This window comes from Glycocaulis albus (assembly GCF_014639075.1).
Taxonomy (GTDB): Bacteria; Pseudomonadota; Alphaproteobacteria; order Caulobacterales; family Maricaulaceae; genus Glycocaulis; species Glycocaulis albus.
On record NZ_BMFS01000004.1, the window covers coordinates 16,722 to 34,833 of the forward strand.

Sequence of the window (18,112 nt, forward strand, 5' to 3'; positions counted from 1 at the left end):
CGCAGCCCTGTATGGGTGAGCATCACCGCCGCCGGAGCAGCATTTCCTCATGGTCGAACTGGTTGCAGAAGCCCTTGGCGGCGTGAAGCTGGTGCGCCCACGCCGGTTTGAAGATGAGCGGGGCTTTTTCACCGAGACGTGGAATGCGCGTGCCTTCGCCGCTATCGGCATCAATACAGCTTTTGTGCAGGACAATCATTCGCGCTCGGTGAGAGCCGGGACGGTGAGGGGGCTGCACTATCAGGCCCCGCCCTTTGCGCAGGCCAAGCTGGTGCGAGTCAGCCAGGGCCGGGTGATGGATGTGGCGGTGGACGCCCGCGTCGGCTCGCCCAGCTACGGCCAGCACTTCAAGGCGGAGCTCAGCGCGGACAATGGTTTGCAGCTCTTTGTGCCCGCAGGCTTCCTGCACGGCTTTATGACGCTGGAAGATGACTGCCACGTCCAGTACAAGGTCGATGCGCATTACGACAGAGCGAGCGACGGCGCGGTGCGCTTTGATGACCCTGATCTCGCCATAGACTGGGGCCTGCCGACGGGCCGTGCCATCCTGTCGCAGAAGGACGCCGCCGCCCCGCTCTGGCGTGACTTCACCTCGCCCTTCGTCTGGCAGGGTGATTAGCCGCCATGCCCCGCCTGATTATCCTCGGCCGCACCGGTCAGCTTGCTACCGAACTCATCCGGCAAGCCCCGCAGGCAGGCTGGGATGTGCTGGCACTGGGCCGCGAGGCGGCAGACTTTTCTGATCCTCTGGCCTGTGCGGCAGCGCTGGGCGAGCATCTGCCCGCAGATGCCGTCATCAATGCGGCGGCCTACACGGCCGTGGACCGGGCTGAGAGCGAGGAGGCGCTGGCCCATACCATCAACGCCGAAACACCGGGCCGGCTGGCGGCTTTGTGCGCCGGGCGGGGCGTGCCGTTCGTGCATGTGTCCACCGACTATGTGTTCGATGGCACGAAGTCCGGCGCCTATGTCGAAGCCGATCACCCTAACCCCCAAAGTGCCTATGGCCGCTCCAAGCTGGCAGGCGAAAACGCCGTTCTGGCCGCCGGTGGACGCAGCCTGATTGCGCGCACCGCATGGGTTTATTCGGCGCACGGCCAGAACTTCGTCAAAACCATGCTGCGCCTGGGCGCGGAGCGCGATGAGTTGCGCGTGGTGGATGACCAGCACGGATGCCCGACCGCCGCATCTGAGCTGGCGCGCTGCCTCCTGGTGGCGGCCAGAGCGATGGCCGAGGGGCGCAGCGCTGGCGGGTTATATCATCTGGCCGGAGCGGGAGAGACGAGCTGGGCCGGCTTTGCCGGTGCGATCTTTGAGCATGCCGCGCCGCACTGGGCGCGCAGGCCTTCAGTGACCCCTATCACGACCGCCGACTATCCAACGCCTGCCCGCCGCCCGGCGAATTCGAGGCTGGATTCCAGCCGGTTCGCAGCGGATTTCGGGACGCGTCCTGATGTCTGGCAGGTATCACTGGCCGAACTAGTGCAAAAAATTCTCATATCAGAGAATTAGCGTTCAACGCGGGAATTGCTTGGCGGCAGCTCTATATTTCGCGCTTGCAGCATGCCCTTCGCACCTGCGCTGCATGTAGACAAACCGCCCGCGTGCCGCTAACCCGCCCACCGGCGCATGCAAATGCGCGAAAACCCTTATGGTACAAGGCGAAAAGGTACGGACAAAGTTCATGTCAAACGGCCAGTCACGCTTCCATGTGCCCGCCCCGCCCTTCCGGCCTGGCGACGCGCCCGACTTCTCCCATCTCGACCTGCAAAAGGCGGGCGAGGCCAAACGCCCTGATCCGCTGACCGCTCCGGCCAAGATGACCGATCTGGCTATGGGCCTCATCGGCGTGCTGGATCATAACCACCAGGCGGTGGGCGAGTGGGATCCGCGCCTCTCGCCGGAAGTGCTGCGTGAAGGCCTGTCGCACATGGTGCTGACACGCATTTATGACGCGCGCATGCTCAAGCTGCAGCGCCAGGGCAAGATGAGCTTCTACATGAAGTCGCTCGGCGAGGAGGCTGTGGCAGTCGCGGCCGCCATGGCACTGGAGAAGTCCGACATGGTCTTCCCGTCCTATCGCCAGCAGGGGATATTGTTCGCGCGCGGCCGTAATATCGTGGACATGATGTGCCACTGCATCTCGAACAGCCGCGACAATCTCAAAGGCCGCCAGCTGCCCGTTCACTACACCTGGGCGGAGGGCAATTTCTTCTCCATCTCGGGCAATCTCGGCACGCAATTCCCGCAAGCCGTCGGCTATGCGATGGCGTGCGCCTACAAGGGCGAGGATACGATTGCGGCCAGCTGGATCGGGGACGGCACAACGGCAGCACCCGACTTCCATGCGGCGATGACGCTGGCCTCCACCTACCGGGCGCCGGTCATCCTGAACGTGGTCAACAATCAGTGGGCCATCTCCACCTATGAGGGGATCGCCAAGGGCGACTCGCCCACCTTCGCCTCCAAGGGGCTGGGCTATGGCCTCGCCTCGCTCCGCGTCGATGGCAACGACTTCCTGGCCGTCTATGCCGCCACGAAATGGGCCGCAGACCGGGCGCGCAAGGGCGGCGGGGCGACCTTTATCGAGCTTTTCACCTACCGCGCCGATGCGCACTCCACCTCGGACGATCCCTCGCGCTACCGGCCGAAGAACGAGTTCGAAGTCTGGCCGCTGGGCGATCCGATCGAGCGGCTGAAGAACCATCTCATCGGGTTTGGTGAGTGGGACGAGGAACGCCACGAAAAGCTGGAAGAGCAGATGACCGCCCTTGTGGTGAAATCCTACAAGGAGGCTGAAAGCCACGGCACGCTTCATGACGGCCCGCTCTCTCCGACCCACACCATCTTTGAAGATGTCTACGCGACCGAAGACTGGCGCCTGCGCCGTCAACGTCAGGATTTGGGGGTGTAACCGATGCCAGCAATGAACATGCTGCAGGCCCTCAATTCGGCCATGGACGTGCTGCTCGACAAGCACCCGGAAACGGTGATTTTCGGCGAGGATTCCGGCTATTTCGGCGGGGTTTTCGGCGCCACGCAGGGGCTGCAGAAGAAGTATGGCCTCGACCGCGTTTTTGACGCGCCGATCAATGAAGCCGCCATTGCCGCCATGGCCATCGGCATGGCAGCCAAGGGTCTCAAACCCATCGCGGAAATCCAGTTTGCCGACTACATCTTCCCGGCCTTCGACCAGATCATCTCGGAGATGAGCCGTCTGCGCTATCGCTCTGCCGGTCAGTTCGTCTCGCCGGTCGTGGTGCGTTCGCCCTGGGGCGGGGGTATCCGGGGCGGTCAGACGCACTCGATGAGCCCTGAAGCCTTCTTCACCCACATACCGGGCGTCAAGGTGGCGGTGCCGTCCAACCCGTATGACGCCAAGGGCATGCTGATCGCGGCGAGCGAGGGCGATGACCCGGTCATCTTCTTCGAGCCCAAGCGGATCTATAACGGCCCGTTTGATGGCGTGCCGGATGCGCCGCTGTCCAGCTGGGCCAAGCACCCCAAGGGCGAGGTGCCCGAAGGCCATTACCGCGTGGAACTCGGCAAGGCCGAAATCGTACGCGAGGGCGAGGCCTGCACGGTCGTCACCTATGGCACGCTGGTCCATGTCGCGGTGAATGCGGCTGAAAAGGCAGGCATTGACGCGGAGATCATCGATCTGAAGACGCTGGCCCCCTATGATATCGAGACCATCGTGGCCTCGGTGAACAAGACGGGCCGCGTCGTGGTGGCGCATGAGGCGCCGCGCACATCGGGCTTCGGGGCAGAGCTGGCAGCCCAGATCCAGGAAGAGTGCTTCTATGCGCTCGAAGCGCCGGTCTTCCGGCTGACGGGCTGGGATACCCCTTACCCGCACGCCCATGAATGGGCCTATTTCCCCGGTCAGGCGCGCTTCATCCGCGCGCTGCAGACGGTCACGGAGGCTCGGTAGCCATGAGCGAATACAAGTACAAGCTCCCCGATGTCGGCGAAGGCGTGGTCGAGGCCGAGATCGTCGAATGGCACATCAAGGAAGGCGACAAGGTCAGTGAGGACCAGCACATCCTTGACGTGATGACCGACAAGGCGACGGTGGAAATCCCCTGCGCCGTCAATGGCGTGGTGAAGAAGATTGTCGGCAGTCCCGGCGATGTGATCCCGGTGGGCACCGAAATTCTTGTTATCGAGATCGATGGTTCGCCTCCCACCGAGGAAGAGGCTCCCGCCCCGGAAGTGAAAGAAGACAAGCCCGCCGCCGGTCCCGGAAAGGACAAGGCGCTGGCCGAAGGACCGGACCGCACCGCGGAAAAGAGCGAAGACCCCGCCGGCGGCAAGCAAGCGGTTCCGCCGGCCAAGCCCGCTGCGCCCAAAACGGCTGCATCCTCTGCCCCCGCCCGCGCGTCCGGTGAGCGTCCGCTGGCGAGCCCCGCCGTGCGCAAGCGTGCGCTGGATGCCGATATTGATCTTTCCGCCGTGCCGGGTACGGGCCCTGCCGGGCGCATCACCCATGCCGACATGGATGATTTTATCGCCGCTGGCGGGCGCCTTGCCTCGAAGGCGGGCGGTTCTGCCTCCGGTCCTTCACGCAGCCCCCGCACGGGCGTAAAGGAAGAGAAAGTCATCGGCCTGCGCCGGAAAATCGCGCAGAACATGGCCGCCTCCAAGCGCACCATTCCGCACATCACCTATGTCGACGAGATCGATCTGACGGCGCTGGAAGATTTGCGTGCGCATCTCAATGCCAACCGCACGGACGGCCAGCCCAAGCTGACCCTCATCCCCTTCCTCGTCGCCGCGATGACGCGCGCTCTGCCGCAATTTCCGCAGGCTAACGCCCATTTCGACACCGAGGAATCGGTGCTGAAGAAGTTCGATGGCGTCCATTGCGGCATCGCCACCGCCACCCCCAACGGGCTGATGGTTCCGGTCATCCGCCACGCCGAGGCGCTGGATATCTGGCAGATCGCCGACGAGGTGAAGCGCCTCGCCGATGCCTGCCGCGATGGCAAGGCCACCAAGGAGGAGCTTTCCGGCTCCACCATCACCATCACGTCTCTGGGCGCGATTGGCGGCATTGTGACGACGCCGGTCATCAATCTGCCGGAGACGGCGATCATCGGCGTCAACAAGATGCAGGTCCTGCCGCGCTATGACGAGGCAGGCCGCGTGGTGCCGCGCAAGATCATGAATCTCTCCTCCAGCTTCGATCACCGCATCGTCGATGGCTATGAGGCGGCGCTTCTGGTCCAGGCGCTGAAAGGCTATCTGGAAAACCCCGCGACACTGTTCATGTGAGGTAGCGCCTCTCCAACATCGTCATTCCGGGGGAGCGTTAGCGACACCCGGAACCCAGAGCCGGATGCACCGCCTTCGCCCTATGATCTCTGGACCCCCGCCTCACGCGGGGGTGACGAGGGTTGGGACAGTCCAAACAGATGCGGAACCACCCCGCGCGCCTGCCCGTTACCTTTCCTGACTTAACAAGGGAGCTGGCATCATGCGGGCATTCTGGATTTTCGTTGTTGGTACGGTCTTCGCGCTCGGCGCGCTGGGATACGCTGCGCACCTTCTTGGCGTGCAGACCCAGTGGATCATCATCGGCATCGTACTGGTCGGCGGTATCGCCATTGCCAGCGGGGCGGGCCTTGCCCGCCGCCGCAACCAGACCAATGTGGCGGTCAGCTCTGATGGCGACAAGGGCGGAGAGTGAACCCTAAAGCCCCAGCTCCCCCCACATCGCGTCTACCTTGTCGATGATCTCCTGCTCCATGAAGAGCTTCTCGCCCCATTCGCGGGTCGTTTCGCCTTCCCATTTATTGGTGGCATCCAGCCCGATCTTGGAGCCGAGCCCGGAGACGGGCGAGGCGAAGTCCAGATAATCGATAGGCGTATGTTCGATGATGGTGCAGTCGCGCGCCGGGTCCATGCGCGTGGACATGGCCCACATCACGTCCTTCCAGTCGCGCGCATTGATGTCGTCATCCACCACGATCACCCATTTGGTGTACATGAACTGGCGAAGATATGACCACGCGCCCAGCATTACGCGCTTGGCATGGCCGGGATAGGCCTTCTTCATCGAGATGACGGCGATGCGATAGCTGCATCCTTCGGGCGGCAGCCAGAAATCGATGATCTCGGGAAATTGCTGGCGGATGAGGGGGATGAACACCTCGTTGAGCGCTTCGCCGAGCACGCTCGGCTCGTCGGGCGGACGGCCCGTGAAAGTGGTGAGGTAAATCGGATCAGAGCGCATGGTGATGGCGCTGATCTCGAACACGGGGAAGCGCTCCACCGAATTGTAATAGCCGGTGTGGTCGCCATAGGGCCCTTCCGGCCCGTCCTCATCCAAGAGGACATGGCCCTCAATGACGATCTCGGCTTCGGCGGGCACTTTCAAGGGCACGGTCTTGCACTCAACCAGCTCGGCCTTGCGGCCCCTCAGGAGGCCGGCAAACTGGTATTCCGAGAGCGTGTCCGGCACCGGCGTGACGGCGGCCAGAATGGTCCCCGGATCAGCCCCGATCACGGCAGCCGCGGGCAGGGGATCGGGCCGCGATCCCTTCCAGCGCTGATAGTGCTGCGCGCCGCCGCGATGTTTGAGCCAGCGCATAAGCGTGCGGTTTTTCGACAGCTTCTGCATCCGGTAGATGCCGAGGTTGAAGTCGTCCTGCTTGTCGGCGGAGGGGCCCTTGGTGACGACCAGCGGCCAGGTGATCAGCGGGGCCGGTTCGCCCGGCCAGCAGCCCTGAATGGGAAGGCGGTCCAGATCAATATCATCGCCGGTCAGCACGATCTCCTGGCAGGGCGCTTTCTTCACCGTGCCGGGGCGCATCGCCATCACGGTCTTGGCGAGCGGCAAGAGCTCCAGCGCGTCTTTCAGGCCGCGCGGCGGTTCGGGCTGGCGCAGGAAGGCCAATAGCTCGCCCACCTCGCGCAGATCGGCGGCCGTCTTGCGCGGTTCACCGCCCATGGTCACCGCGCGCGCGACGCGCTCCACCGTGCCGAAGAGATTGACCAGCGCGGGCATCTCAGCCGCCCGCCCGTCTTCGTGAACCGGGTTTTCAAAAAGGACCGCGGGACCGCCTTTTGCCAGCAGGCGTGTCTGGATTTCCGTCATCTCCAGATGGGTGGATACCGGCCTGGCGACGCGCTTCAGCTCGCCTTCGGCCTCCAGCAATGCCATGAATTCGCGAAGGGATTTGTACGCCATGCCTGCCGTCCTGCCTTATAGCCGATAACGGGTTATAGCGCCGGCAGCCGCGCCTGCCAGTGCGGCCATGTGCGCAAGATGTGTAACGGAGCGTAAACGGGCGGCGCGTTTCACTATGTCCCGTACCGATACCCCCTTTCGGTGCGACTCCTTGACGGAACGGGCCGGCACCCCCCACCGCCGGCCCGTTTTCGTTTGGGACCGGCGCGCGCGTTACTTTGCCTTGCCGCCCAGCACGTCCTGCCATTCAGGGTGGCGCTCTATCTGCGCTTTCGCAAACGGGCAGAGCGGCACAATGCGCACACCGCGCGCGCGGGCATCCAGCACGCCGCGCTCCACCAGTGCCTTGCCTACCCCCTTGCCGCGCCATTCATCGGGCACGCCGGTATGATCGATAATGATCATTTGCGGGTTCAGGATGGAATAGGTCATCTCCGCGTCGGGAAGGCCGGGCGCGCGTGCCACATAGCGGCCCTTGGCGCCGCTGACCTCCTCGGTGATGGTGAAGTCCGGTGTGTCGGTCATGGGCGGCTCCGTTGCTGGAAAACAGGCTCTGTCACGCGGCGGAAAGCTTGCGCTCCCTTAGGGCCTCGTAGGCGGGCAGGCAGGCCTCTATCACGCTTTGAAGCGTATCCGGGCGTGCGTGCCGCGACGGCGCGGGCGCTTCAAACCCGGTGGATTCCTCCACCCGGCCATACCAGTGCGGCGCCCAAGGGCCATCGCTTTCCCTGCGGCCCGCAGGCCAGTTCAGCATGGCCTCGTCGAAGGGAATGTCCAGCGCCGCGCATAACGCGGTAAGCATGCCACGCGGATCGGCCAGCACGTCCGCACCCTCGATGACCGGCCATTGCCGGCCGGTATTGACGGTTATCACCTCATAGAGCGCGTGCTGGCGCACCGCGCCCAGGTCTTCGGGACGAACATTGCCCATGGTCGCATTGAAGCTGGCGGCTACCGCGGCGGGATCGCGTATCAGGAAGACATGCCGGCAACGCGCCGTCCAGGTGAGGTCCACCCCGTCGAGAATGTGCTGGCACATATGCTTCTGGAAAAAGAGTGGCGAGCCTTCAGGCGCCGAGCCGCCACAGCGCGCCGCGATTTTTTTCGGATCGGTCGGCCACAGCTCCAGCACCGCCTCGCGGCCGGGATGGTTCAGCCCGGTGCGGTCCAGATAGAATCCGTAAAAGGGCTCGTCCCACACCTCGCAATCGGCCCGGTTCTCAAAGCTGCGCATCATCGCCGTGGAGATGTTGCGCGGCCCTGACCACAGGCAGATTCGTACGGTTTTCATCTAGGTGCTCTCACGCTCGATCCGCGCAAGATACAGGTTTTGCAGGCGTTCCACCACAGGTCCGCGACCTTTGGTTAAAATTCTGCCGTCTACACTTGAAACGGGTGCAATGCCGGCAAAGGTGCCGGTCACGAAGGCTTCCTGCGCGCCATAGACATCCGTCAGGGAGAAGCGCTTTTCAAAGACCGGAATGCCCGCCTCCCGGCACAGCTCGATCACCACGCCGCGCGTGATGCCGGGGATGCAGTACTCGCCCGTGGAGGTCCACACCTCACCCTTGCGCACGATGAAGAAATGGGTGGAGTTGCAGGTGGCCACAAATCCGTGCGGGTCCAGCATCAGCGCCTCGTCTGCGCCCGCCTTGGCGGCCTGTATGCAGGCGGTGATGCAGTTCAGCTTGGAGTGAGAATTGAGCTTCTGGTCCTGCACGTCCGGATAGCCCCGGCGCACATGCACGGTGAACAGGCTCATGCCGCGCGTGGCCGCTTCCGGCTTGGGATTCTTGAACTCGGGAATGATGACGATGGTGGCCGGGCCGATATTCACCCGCGGATCCTGATAGGGCGTGCGCTTCAGCCCGCGCGTCACCATCAGGCGGATATGCACCCCGTCATGCATCTGATTGGCCTGAAGCGTCGCATAGAGCCGCTTTTCCAGCGCCTCCGGCGTCAGGCCGATATCCATGTCGATGGCCTTGGCGCCCTCGTAGAGCCGCTCCAGATGCCGGTCCAGAAACACGATGCGGCCATGATGGACACGAAGGCCTTCCCATACGCCGTCGCCTAGTATGAAACCGGAATCAAAGACCGACACGACGGCCTTTTCGCGCGGGAAAAGCTCGCCATTGACCGAGATGAGGATGTCCGCATTGCGCGGATCATCCACATATTCATGCGTGCCCTTGCTGGTGCCGGTCATCGTCTGGCCGCAACGACGTCGTTTGCAAAACTGATCGCCCCGTCATTCTGGAAATTGGTTGCGCCCAGCCGGACCACGACCAGGTCTTCGGCGGGAATGATGAAAGTGACCTGCCCCTGAAAGCCGTTCATGATGAAGGTCCCTTCGGGCAGGCCGGCTGGATACATCCAGAAGCCCGAGCCATAAATGTTATCCGAGCCCGGCGTAGGCTGGCGGACATAATCGACCCAGTCTTCAGGAATGATCTGCGTGCCATCCGGCGCCCGCCCGCCATTGAGATATAGCTGGCCCAGACGCCCCCAGTCGCGGGCGCTGGCATACATGTAGCTGGACCATTGCAACGTGCCGTTCTCGTCCGCTTCGAGGATGGCTGTATTCATGCCCAGCGGATCAAACAGCCAGTCACGTATCGTTTGAACCTCATCTGCGGGCGTATCGCCCAGCAGCGTCTCAAGCGCAGACCCGGCCAGCACCGTATTGCCTGATTGATAGTCCCAGCGCTCGCCCGGCGCGGCGATCTGCTCGCGGGTCGCTGCAAAGCGGGCCATGTCAGACTGGGTGAACAGCATTTGCGAGTTGGGATCGGTGCCGTCATTGATCTCGTAGCCGGCCAGTCCCCCGGTCATGCGCAGCAGCTGATCGACGGTGACTTCCGGGCGGCCAGCCTCTGCCAGCGCCGGCACCAGACCTTGCGCATGGATGTCTAGCAGGCCGCGCTGAACCAGCACGCCAGCCATTGTAGCCGCCAGCGATTTGGTCATGGACCATCCATGCAGGGGCGTTTCGGCATTGACGCCGTCTGCATAGCGCTCCGCCACCAGCCGTCCCTGGTGGAACACCGCCACACCCAGCGTATTGCGCCCGTCATCGCTAAAGGCCGCGTCAATCGCGGCTTCCAGCGCAGAGGTGTCGAAATGCGTGCCGCGGTGGGCCGTATCCAGCAGCATCGTATCGGCAGGCCGTGCAGGCAGGCCAAGGGCCGGGTCGAACATGCCATTGCCGTGAACCAGAGTGCAGCCGAGGCCCTCGCGATAAGCCGCCGTCTGCCGGCCGAGTATGCCGAGCACCGACGCGGTAACGGTCCGGCTGTCCGCATCTATCTCGACCTGTACCATTGGCCCGAAATCGCCCAGAAGCGGATCGGTATACATTGCACGTGCGCGCCCGGGTTCGAGGCCGGAAAGAAAGACCATGGAACAAGTCTGTTTCGCTGTCAGGCCGGTGCCAGTTGGCAAGTATATTTGCCACAGCGGCGAGTTAAGCAGGAATGCCCCGCCGCCAATAGCGGCCGCCAGCACCACAATGGCAGCTCCGGTCAGAATACGTTTCATTGCCCTGCCTCCAGCGCTAATGGCTCGTCATGCTCAGCAACTCCGGATGCCGCCGATTGCGTTGATGGTTTAGCCGAACTTCGAAAAGTCCGGTGCACGGCGTTCGAGGAAGGCCGTGACCGCTTCCTTGAACTCCTCTGAAGCCAGCTGCGCGGCGAACTCTGCGCCTTCCTCGGCCATGAGCGTGTAGACGCCCTCGACGCCCTTGGTCATCAGCGCCTTGGACGTCTTCACTGCGTTGGGCGCCTTGGCTGCCAGCGCTTCGGCGCGTTTCATCACTTGGTCTTCGAGATCATCTGCCGGGAAGACGGCGTTGACGAGGTTTTTTGCCTCGGCGCGGTGTGCATCCCAGGTTTCGCCCAGCAGCAATAGCTCGGAGGCCACCACCCGGCCCACAATGCCCGGCAGAACCGCGCTCGAGCCAAATTCCGGCACCAAAGCGAGGTCCACGAATGGCGTCTTGAAGGTCGAACGGTCAGAGGCATAGGCAAGGTCACAATGCAGGAGCAGGGTCACCCCGATGCCGATGGCGAGGCCATCGACACAGCCGATGACGGGCTTGGATGCGCCCAGCAGCGCGCGCATGAAGCGCTCCACAGGCGGCATATCCCCGCCGCCAATGGTGGGCGGTGCCTCCATGAAGTCCATCAGATCATTGCCGGCGGTGAAGATGCCATCGGTGCCGGCAATCACCACCACGCGGATGGCCTTGTCGGTCTCTGCCGTCTCCAGCCCTTGCGCCATGGCGGTGTACATGGCGCGCGTGATGGCGTTCTTCTTCGCGGCGCGATTGAAACGGATCACGCGGACTGCGCCGTGATCTTCAACCAGCACATCGGAAAACCCTGCAGGAGCGTTCATCGCCTGTTTCCTTACGCTTCGTTGAGCCAGCGCTTCATTTCAAGCCGGGCGATGGTGCGCTCATGCACCTCATCCGGCCCGTCGGCGATGCGCAGCGTGCGGATACCGGCATAGGAGGAGGCGAGCGGGAAATCGTCGCTGACCCCGCCGCCGCCATGGGCCTGAATGGCATCGTCGATGACTTTCAGCGCCATGACAGGGGCGGCCACCTTGATCATGGCGATCTCGCCGCGCGCGGCCTTGTTGCCGACCGTGTCCATCATCCAGGCCGCTTTCAGGGTCAGAAGGCGCGAGGTCTCGATATCGATACGGGCGCGCGCAATGCGGTGCTCCCAGATCGAGTGCTTGATGACCGGCTTGCCGAACGCCTCCCGGCTCATGGCCCGCTTCACCATCAGTTCCAGCGCGCGTTCTGCCGCGCCGATCGTGCGCATGCAGTGGTGGATACGGCCCGGGCCGAGCCGGCCTTGTGCGATTTCAAACCCGCGTCCCTCGCCCAGCAGGATATTGCTGGCGGGAACGCGAACATCTTTCAGCTCGACTTCCATGTGTCCGTGCGGCGCGTCGTCATAGCCGAACACCGGCAGATGGCGCAGCACTTTGACGCCCTTGGCATCGGCCGGCACCAGGATCATGGATTGCTGCTTGTGCAGCTCGGCGTCCGGGTCGGTCTTGCCCATGACGATATAGACCGCGCAGCGCGGATCACCGGCGCCGGAGCTCCACCATTTGCGGCCATTGATGACGTATTCATCACCATCGCGCCGAATCGAGCACTCGATATTGGTGGCGTCGGAGGAGGCGACGGCAGGTTCCGTCATCAGGAAGGCCGAGCGGATTTCACCGGCCAGCAGGGGTTTGAGCCATTTGTCCTGATGCTCCTTCGTGCCGTAGCGCGAGAGCACTTCCATATTGCCGGTATCGGGCGCGGAGCAATTGAATACTTCGCTGGCCCAGACCACCCGGCCCATTTCCTCGGCCAGAGGGGCGTAGTCGGCGTTGGAAAGTCCCGCGCCATGCTTGTCGTCCGGGTGGAAGAGATTCCACAGGCCTTGCGCCTTCGCCTTGGCTTTCAGCTCTTCAATGATGGGCAATACCTGCCAGCGATTGGTGCCGAACCCGGCCAGCTGCTCATGATAGGTCTTCTCGTTCGGATAGACGTACTCGTCCATGAAGGCGCGTACGCGTTGCAGGTAATCCTTGCAGCGGGCCGAGTATTCAAAGTCCATGTCTGGTGTCCTCCCTCGCGGTTTTCGCGTGTGCCCGGTCCGGGCCAATTTCGTTTGTCCAGACTATCATGGCACTTCCTGCCTCTGATTCCATCTGTGACATGACATCCATCATCATTCTTTTTGCGGTTCTCGCGACCGCCTTCCTGTCAGCCGTGTTCGGCATGGCCGGCGGGCTTATCCTGATGGGTGTGCTGGCCGCGTTGTTGCCCGTGCCGGCTGCGATGGTGATGCATGGCGCGGTGCAAAGCGTCTCCAATGGCTGGCGGGCGGTTCTGCTGCGCCGCTACATTCTCTGGAAGTCCATCGGCTGGTATCTGCTGGGTTCGGCTGCCGTAGCGCTGGTCCTTCTGGCCGTCACCTTCATCCTGCCGCGCCCCTGGCTCTTCATCGTGCTGGGGCTGGTGCCGCTCATCGTCTGGGTGCCAAAATCGGTGTTTGCGCTGGATGCCACGAAGCCCGTTCAGGGCGTCGCCTGCGGTATCAGCGTGACCGGCCTCAACGTCATCGCGGGCGTGTCAGGGCCGCTCCTCGACACCTTCTTCCAAAATGTCGAGGCAGACCGGCGTTCAATCGTCGCCACCAAGGCGACGACACAGGTCGCCGCCCATGGCGTGAAGATCGCCTATTACATCGCCCCGGCGCTGGCCGCAGGCGAGGGCGGTTCCTTCTGGCTGATCGCGCTGGCGATACCCCTGTCAGTGCTGGGGACCACGCTGGGTGCCAAAGTGCTCGACCGGATGAGCGATGAGGTTTTCCGCCGCTGGACCAAGCGGCTGGTGACCGGGATCGGCGCATATTATTTCGCGAGCGGTGCTTGGATGCTGGTGACCTAGCCAGCACCGGGGTCCCGGCCTCCGAGCCGGGACCTATGTACTGGAACACATATCGCGCGTTTCACCGGCGCAAGCCGGTGCCCAGTCAATTTCTGGGTCCCGACTTTCGTCGGGAAAACGAACAGGATCGCAAGCAGATTTGTTTCCCGTGGCTCCCGGCTCGGTGGCCGGGATCCCGGCGGGTAACGGGTTGGGAAACCTGCCCCCCTCCCTTGACCGCCTCTTCCGCAAACCCGACTTTCCCGCCCATGGCCATTATCCGCCGACTCACCCCTGAAACCGTCAATCGCATCGCCGCGGGCGAGGTGGTCGAGCGCCCCGCCTCGGCCCTCAAAGAGCTGGTCGAGAACGCTTTGGACGCTGGTGCCACGCGCATTGATGTGCGCGCCGAAAGCGGCGGGCTTACGCGGCTGATCGTGGAAGATGATGGCCATGGCATGGACAGAGGCAGCCTGGCCCTCGCGGTGGAGCGCCACGCCACCTCCAAACTGCCGGTGGGTGCCGATGGCGCGGATGATCTCCTCAACATCGCCTCAATGGGCTTCCGGGGTGAGGCTTTGCCCTCTATCGGCTCTGTCGCGCGCCTGTCCATCACCACGCAGGACGCCTCTGGCGATTGCTGGACGCTGGAGGTGGAGGGCGGAAAGACCGGCGAGCCCCGCCCCGCCCCGCCGCTCGGACGCACCGGCACGCGCATCGAGGTGCGCGATCTTTTTTACGCCACGCCCGCCCGCCTGAAATTTCTCAAGAGCGAGCGCGCCGAGAGCATGGCGATCAGCGACGTGATGAAGCGCCTCGCGCTCGCCAGATCCGATGTCGGCTTCTTCCTCACGCTCGATGGGCGCTCGCGCCTCGCCTTGCAGGCGCCGGGCATGGTGGACCAGGCGGAAGCCCGCCGCGTGCGCCTCGCCGCCCTGCTGGACCGCGATTTTGCCGAGAATGCGCTTGCCATCGATACGGTACGCGAAGGCGTGAGCGTGACCGGCTGGGCGAGCCTTCCCACCTATAATCGCGGCACCAACCAGCACCAGTTCCTGTTCGTGAACGGGCGGCCCGTGCGCGACAAGCTGCTCGTCGGGGCGGTGCGCGGGGCGTATCAGGATTTCCTCGCCCGCGACCGGCACCCGGTAGTGGCGCTCTATGTCGATCTGCCGACCGATGAGGTGGATGTGAACGTGCACCCGGCCAAGGCCGAGGTGCGCTTTCGCGATTCAGGGCTGGTGCGCGGGCTGATCGTCGGCGCGCTGCGCCATGCGCTTGCGGGGGCGGGACACCGCGCGTCCACGACAGTTGCCGCGCAGACGCTTGGCCGCCTGCAGCCGCAAAGCGCGCCCACAGGATCGCTCTGGGCGCCTTCGCGCAGTGAGTATGGCGCGCGGGTCTCTCCAGCCTATGAAGCCTCGCTGGCCGAGCGCCCGGCATACGATTTCGATGCAGGATCAGTGCGCGCCGAACCCTCCGGCCTTGCCTACGCCGCGAGGGTGGAGGCCGAACCGGCGCGCGAGCTGGAAGATTTTCCGCTAGGGGCTGCTCGCGCCCAGCTGCACGGCACCTATGTGATCGCGCAGACGGCGGATGGCCTCGTCATCGTCGATCAGCACGCCGCTCATGAGCGTCTGGTCTATGAGCGGATGAAGGCAGCTCTCAGCACTACCGGCGTCGCCCGGCAGGCGCTGCTGGTGCCGGAGATTGTCGAGATGGACGAGAGCGAGGCGCGGCGCGTGCTCGACCGGACCGAAGAACTCGCAGAGCTGGGGCTTGTGATCGAGCCGTTCGGCCCCGGCGCAATTGCAGTGCGCGAAACGCCCGCGCTTCTCAAACGCCTCGACGTTCAGGGCCTGATCCGCGATCTCGCTGACGAGATCGCGGAATATGACGAGGCGTTGTCGCTCAAAGAAAAGCTGGAGGAAGTGGTCGGCACCATGGCCTGCCATGGTTCGGTGCGCGCCGGGCGCCGCCTCAATGGCGAGGAGATGAACGCGCTCCTGCGCGAGATGGAAGCCACCCCCCATTCCGGCCAGTGCAATCATGGCCGGCCGACTTACGTGGAGCTGAAACTCTCTGATATCGAGCGGCTCTTCGGGAGGAAGTGAGGGGTTTGGATCCCGGGTCAAGCCCGGGAACCCGGTTGAGAGGTAAGCGCCAGATACACCGGGGTCCCGGCCCCCGAGCCGGGACCTAGGGATCGTAGAGCGATGACAGTGTCAAGCAGCTCTGGGTTCCCGCTTGCGCAGGAACGACGCCGGAGGGGCGATCACCCCCGCCTCAAATACACCACCCTTGCCGCGCCGTATTCGCCTTCATCAAGGCGTTCCCAGCCGGGTGTCTGCGGGATTTCTTCAATACCGACTTCCAACACGGCGATGGCATCGGCGGTCAGCCAGCCGCCATCCAGAAGCCGGGAGAGGGCCAGCTCGCCCAGCCCCTTGCCATAGGGCGGGTCGAGGAAGACCAGATCAAACGGCGCGCCCAGATTGGCCGGTTTTGGCCCCATGGCAGTGGCGTCGCGCCGGTGCAGACGGGTGGTCGCCCAGAGCTGGAGCGCCTCCACATTGTCGCGGATTGCGCCTCTGGCGCCCGCGTCCGTCTCGACGAACAGGCAAAAGGCTGCGCCCCGGCTCATCGCTTCAAAGCCTAGTGCGCCCGAACCGGCAAATAGGTCGATCACGCGCTTGCCCGCGAGCCCGTCCGACCAGCTGGCATGGGCCAGCTTGTTGAAAATGCTTTCGCGGGTGCGGTCGGCGGTGGGGCGCGTCTTGCGGCCCTTGGGCGCGGCAAGCGCGCGGCCCTTATGGCTTCCGGCGATGATGCGCATCGGGCTTTCTGGCCTTGTTGTCGGGACGCTTGCCGGGGGCGGATTTACCGCGCGGCGCACCGGGCGAGGGGCGTTTGGGGCCCTTGCCTGCAGGCGCAGGCGGGCGGGGACGGTCCGGCTTTGCAACGGCCTTGCCGGTCATGTCGGCTTCGCGCGCGCCCTCTTTCATCGGATAGCCATCGCCATCCAGCGGATAGAGCTTGCCGAGCTGTTCGCGCAGGACCGAGCGGCGGATTTCTTCGGTCTTGCCCTTTTCCAGCGCGCCCAGCTGGAACGGGCCATAGGCGGTGCGCAGGAGGCGGTTCACGGTCAGGCCTACCGCAGAGAGCACCTTCCTCACCTCGCGGTTCTTGCCCTCTTTCAGGCCCACGGTCAGCCAGGTGTTCGAGCCGGTGCGCCGGTCCACCACCACATCGATGGGGCCGTACTTCACGCCCTCGACACTGATGCCCTTTTTGAGCTTCTCGATCGCCTCCTCGGTGATCTCGCCATAGGCGCGCACCCGGTAGCGCCGCGTCCAGCCCGTGGAGGGCAGTTCCAGCACGCGCGCCAGCTCGCCATCATTGGTCAGCAGCAAAAGGCCTTCTGAGGTGAGGTCCAGCCGCCCTATGGAGATCACCCGGCCCATATCCTTTGGCAGGGATTGAAACACCGTCTCGCGCCCTTGCGGGTCGGCGTGGGTCGTCACCAGCCCGTCGGGCTTGTGGTGACGCCACAGGCGCGTGGGCGGGCGCTCTGCAATCGGTTTGCCGTCCACGCGTACATCATCGCCGGGCGTGACCTTGACCGCCGGCGTGGTCAGCACCTTGCCGTTCAGGCTCACCCGGCCTTCCTCGATCATGCGCTCGGCCTCGCGGCGCGAGGCAACGCCCGCATGGGCGAGCACCTTGGCGATGCGCTCGCCATCATCGGCATTTCTGGGGGCAGGGGGTCTGGCCAAGGCTTGCGGGCGCTCCGGTGAAGGCTTAAGCGGCTGATCCATGAGTGACAGCCGCGACATACGCTTTATGGCGCTAGCCTTGGGTCAGGCGCAAGCCGCTGCCGCCGCGGGCGAGGCACCCATTGGTGCGATTATCGTTGATCCGGCGACGGATAAGGTGATCGGAGCCGCGCACAACATGCCGATCGCACGCCATGATCCGAGCGCCCATGCGGAGATACTGGCGCTTCGTCTCGCGGGTGAAAAGCTTGGCAATTATCGGCTGACCGGCCTTGAGATGTTTGTCACGCTGGAGCCGTGCGCCATGTGTGCCGGCGCGATCAGTCATGCGCGCATCGGCCGGCTGGTCTACGGCGCGTCAGACCCCAAGGGCGGGGCGATTGCGCACGGTCCCCGCTTTTTCGACCAATCCACCTGCCATTGGCGGCCTGGCGTGACCGGCGGCGTGTTGGCCGATGAGAGCGCGGCGCTCCTGAAAAGATTTTTCAGGGCGAGGCGGGGGTAGGGCTTTTCCCCCGGCGCGTTTCAGCGCGCATGGGCGGGTAGAGTATATCCGGCACAGTGCAGCCGGGTTCCCGGCCCCCGAGCCGGGAACCCTGTTTCCAATGTACCGTTGGTTTCCATGCCATCTCGCGTTTCACCGGCGTACGCCGGTGTCCAGCTTTTACGGTTTCTGGACCCCGACTTGTGTCGGGG

The 18,112-nt window shown here is 63.9% G+C and carries 18 protein-coding genes; 9 read left to right on the plus strand and 9 right to left on the minus strand.

Going from position 1 to position 18,112, the window contains the following annotated elements:
• Positions 1 to 49 precede the first annotated feature (49 nt).
• The 6 genes from rfbC to IEV75_RS05510 all read left to right on the plus strand — a co-directional run bounded on the left by rfbC (position 50) and on the right by IEV75_RS05510 (position 5,692).
• Positions 50 to 619 carry a dTDP-4-dehydrorhamnose 3,5-epimerase gene (gene rfbC, locus IEV75_RS05485; RefSeq protein WP_188451551.1) on the plus strand — a complete coding sequence of 190 codons (570 nt, stop codon included), beginning with the start codon at positions 50 to 52 and terminating at the stop codon, positions 617 to 619.
• 5 nt (positions 620 to 624) lie between these two features.
• Positions 625 to 1,512, plus strand: coding sequence for a dTDP-4-dehydrorhamnose reductase (gene rfbD / locus IEV75_RS05490; RefSeq protein ID WP_188451552.1), 888 nt, complete (start codon positions 625 to 627; stop codon positions 1,510 to 1,512).
• A gap of 172 nt (positions 1,513 to 1,684) precedes the next feature.
• Positions 1,685 to 2,914 (plus strand): thiamine pyrophosphate-dependent enzyme, encoded by a 1,230-nt coding sequence (locus IEV75_RS05495; RefSeq protein ID WP_188451553.1) that lies wholly within the window; start codon positions 1,685 to 1,687, stop codon positions 2,912 to 2,914.
• 3 nt (positions 2,915 to 2,917) lie between these two features.
• Positions 2,918 to 3,934, plus strand: coding sequence for an alpha-ketoacid dehydrogenase subunit beta (locus IEV75_RS05500; protein ID WP_188451554.1), 1,017 nt, complete (start codon positions 2,918 to 2,920; stop codon positions 3,932 to 3,934).
• Between the two features lie 2 nt (positions 3,935 to 3,936).
• Entirely contained in the window at positions 3,937 to 5,277 is a 1,341-nt protein-coding gene (locus tag IEV75_RS05505; RefSeq protein ID WP_188451555.1) for a dihydrolipoamide acetyltransferase family protein, read from the plus strand.
• 202 nt (positions 5,278 to 5,479) lie between these two features.
• Positions 5,480 to 5,692: a hypothetical protein gene (locus IEV75_RS05510; protein WP_188451556.1), complete on the plus strand. Its 213-nt coding sequence runs from the start codon at positions 5,480 to 5,482 to the stop codon at positions 5,690 to 5,692.
• A 3-nt stretch (positions 5,693 to 5,695) separates the two neighbouring features.
• On the opposite strand, the gene IEV75_RS05515 is transcribed toward IEV75_RS05510, so the two are convergent.
• From IEV75_RS05515 to IEV75_RS05545, 7 genes are all read right to left on the minus strand, one after another.
• Entirely contained in the window at positions 5,696 to 7,195 is a 1,500-nt protein-coding gene (locus tag IEV75_RS05515) for a UbiD family decarboxylase (protein ID WP_188451557.1), read from the minus strand.
• 213 nt (positions 7,196 to 7,408) lie between these two features.
• The gene (locus IEV75_RS05520; protein WP_188451558.1) at positions 7,409 to 7,720 is read right to left on the minus strand and encodes a GNAT family N-acetyltransferase; all 312 of its coding nucleotides are present in this window, start codon (positions 7,718 to 7,720) and stop codon (positions 7,409 to 7,411) included.
• Between the two features lie 31 nt (positions 7,721 to 7,751).
• Positions 7,752 to 8,486, minus strand: a complete 735-nt coding sequence (locus IEV75_RS05525; protein WP_188451559.1) for a sulfotransferase-like domain-containing protein — start codon at positions 8,484 to 8,486, stop codon at positions 7,752 to 7,754.
• On the minus strand, positions 8,487 to 9,404 hold the full coding sequence (locus tag IEV75_RS05530) for an aminotransferase class IV (RefSeq protein ID WP_188451560.1): 918 nt from the start codon (positions 9,402 to 9,404) through the stop codon (positions 8,487 to 8,489).
• On the minus strand, positions 9,401 to 10,735 hold the full coding sequence (locus IEV75_RS05535) for a serine hydrolase domain-containing protein (protein WP_188451561.1): 1,335 nt from the start codon (positions 10,733 to 10,735) through the stop codon (positions 9,401 to 9,403). Before IEV75_RS05535 ends, IEV75_RS05530 begins: the two co-directional genes overlap by 4 nt.
• 69 nt (positions 10,736 to 10,804) lie before the next feature.
• Positions 10,805 to 11,596, minus strand: a complete 792-nt coding sequence (locus IEV75_RS05540) for an enoyl-CoA hydratase (RefSeq protein ID WP_188451562.1) — start codon at positions 11,594 to 11,596, stop codon at positions 10,805 to 10,807.
• 11 nt (positions 11,597 to 11,607) lie between these two features.
• The gene (locus IEV75_RS05545) at positions 11,608 to 12,825 is read right to left on the minus strand and encodes an acyl-CoA dehydrogenase family protein (protein ID WP_188451563.1); all 1,218 of its coding nucleotides are present in this window, start codon (positions 12,823 to 12,825) and stop codon (positions 11,608 to 11,610) included.
• Positions 12,826 to 12,893: 68 nt separating this feature from the next.
• Between IEV75_RS05545 and IEV75_RS05550 the strand changes: the two genes are divergently transcribed.
• Positions 12,894 to 13,661 carry a sulfite exporter TauE/SafE family protein gene (locus IEV75_RS05550; RefSeq protein ID WP_233351767.1) on the plus strand — a complete coding sequence of 256 codons (768 nt, stop codon included), beginning with the start codon at positions 12,894 to 12,896 and terminating at the stop codon, positions 13,659 to 13,661.
• Between the two features lie 248 nt (positions 13,662 to 13,909).
• Positions 13,910 to 15,754, plus strand: coding sequence for a DNA mismatch repair endonuclease MutL (mutL, locus tag IEV75_RS05555; RefSeq protein ID WP_188451564.1), 1,845 nt, complete (start codon positions 13,910 to 13,912; stop codon positions 15,752 to 15,754).
• A gap of 161 nt (positions 15,755 to 15,915) precedes the next feature.
• Here mutL and rsmD read toward each other — a convergent pair whose 3' ends face one another.
• Both rsmD and IEV75_RS05565 read right to left on the minus strand, forming a co-directional pair.
• Positions 15,916 to 16,476 (minus strand): 16S rRNA (guanine(966)-N(2))-methyltransferase RsmD, encoded by a 561-nt coding sequence (gene rsmD / locus IEV75_RS05560; RefSeq protein ID WP_188451565.1) that lies wholly within the window; start codon positions 16,474 to 16,476, stop codon positions 15,916 to 15,918.
• Positions 16,451 to 17,416, minus strand: coding sequence for a pseudouridine synthase (locus IEV75_RS05565; protein WP_233351768.1), 966 nt, complete (start codon positions 17,414 to 17,416; stop codon positions 16,451 to 16,453). Before IEV75_RS05565 ends, rsmD begins: the two co-directional genes overlap by 26 nt.
• Positions 17,417 to 17,456: 40 nt before the next feature.
• Here IEV75_RS05565 and IEV75_RS05570 point away from each other — a divergent pair, with 40 nt between their 5' ends.
• A complete protein-coding gene (locus IEV75_RS05570) occupies positions 17,457 to 17,921 on the plus strand; it encodes a nucleoside deaminase (protein ID WP_233351769.1) in 465 nt (154 codons plus the stop codon).
• Positions 17,922 to 18,112: the final 191 nt, after the last annotated feature.